Source organism: Blautia sp. AF19-13LB (genome assembly GCF_003479105.1).
Classification (GTDB): domain Bacteria; phylum Bacillota; class Clostridia; order Lachnospirales; family Lachnospiraceae; genus Fusicatenibacter; species Fusicatenibacter saccharivorans.
Genome location: NZ_QUGO01000064.1, coordinates 1 through 1139, shown reverse-complemented (window position 1 = coordinate 1139; position 1139 = coordinate 1). Strand labels below are relative to the sequence as shown.

The 1139-nt window shown below is 52.7% G+C and carries 1 protein-coding gene and 2 pseudogenes; all 3 read right to left on the bottom strand.

The annotated features are described in order from the left end of the window. Positions 1-281, bottom strand: a pseudogene (locus DWX32_RS19250) (virulence-associated E family protein); the annotation flags it as partial. Further along, positions 250-894 (bottom strand): CHC2 zinc finger domain-containing protein, encoded by a 645-nt coding sequence (locus tag DWX32_RS19245; RefSeq protein ID WP_118660887.1) that lies wholly within the window; start codon positions 892-894, stop codon positions 250-252. The pseudogene DWX32_RS19250 and the gene DWX32_RS19245, both read right to left, overlap by 32 nt. A 65-nt stretch (positions 895-959) precedes the next feature. Continuing rightward, a pseudogene (locus DWX32_RS19240) lies at positions 960-1139 on the bottom strand (MobQ family relaxase); the annotation flags it as partial.

Here is a 1139-nt window from a genome sequence, read left to right as displayed (position 1 = left end):
ATCTTTTTCTCATTGGTAAGCCCGTAGGTTTCTTCCAGATAAAGAAGCAGATACTTCATGTCCGTATCGTTCAGGGCGGTGCTTTCTCTGTGAAAACCGATGGGCTTTATGATGTCCTTGCGGTCGGTCAGGATGTTGTATGCGATAGCCCCGGAAAGCAGCGGGTCACGCTGGAATACGGTCAGGCAGTTCCGTATGCTCTGACGGACACCGCCTTTCTCGGTAGTTTCCAGCCCCGCCTTGATTTCCTCAATGCTCTGGGGCGGCTGCATGGCGTTCATGGTGTTTTTTAGTTCTTGCTGCGTCTGCGGCTGCAAGCTCTGCCATTCGCTGTTCAAGCTGTATCACATCCTTTCCGTAGTCCGCAATCAAAGCCGCTTTTTCCTCTGTCTCCCCGAACAGCAGCACATCCAGCAGATATTCCACATGGGCTTGCTTTTGTAAGGCTTCCACAAACCGGGGATGAAAGGCTTCCTCTGGGGAGTGCGGGGCATATTCCATTCTCCATGCCCGAAGCAGGTGGAGATAATCGGCAAGGATACGGGAGCAGCGGTTCTTTGCTTCCTGAAACTGTTCCTCCGGGGATTTCTGCCGGGGCTTGGGCTTTTTTGCCTTTCCCGGCGGTTTCCAGTCCTCATAGGAAAGCCCGAAGTCCTGTGCCAGCTGTACGGCGGCTTCTTTCTTTCCCAGCCCATACAGGGCGGCGGCAAAATCAATCACATCCCCATCCGCACCGCAGCCGAAGCAGTGGTAACGCCGATCCAGCTTCATGCTTGGGGTTTTATCGTTATGGAACGGGCAACAAGCCATCCCGTTCCGGCCTACACGGATTCCATAATGCTCCGCAGCCTGTCTTGTTGTGACGGACTGCTTCACAGCTTCAAATACATTCAAATCTATCCCTCCTTGAAAATAAGAAAAGCACCTGACATTCTCTGATTGAAAATGGCAAGTGCCTGTTAAAGTTCCATATCCTGTTGTCTGTGTTTCGCCTGTGCCGGGGCGGTTCTTTGAGCCTTTTTCTCGTCTGCCTTATCCTGCAAGACTTCCTTGATGGGCTGCTTCTTAGGCGGCTCTTTACTTTCCTCTGTGCCGGGTGTGGCTTTCCGTACCCAGTAGCGGATGTCCCGCAGCTTCTT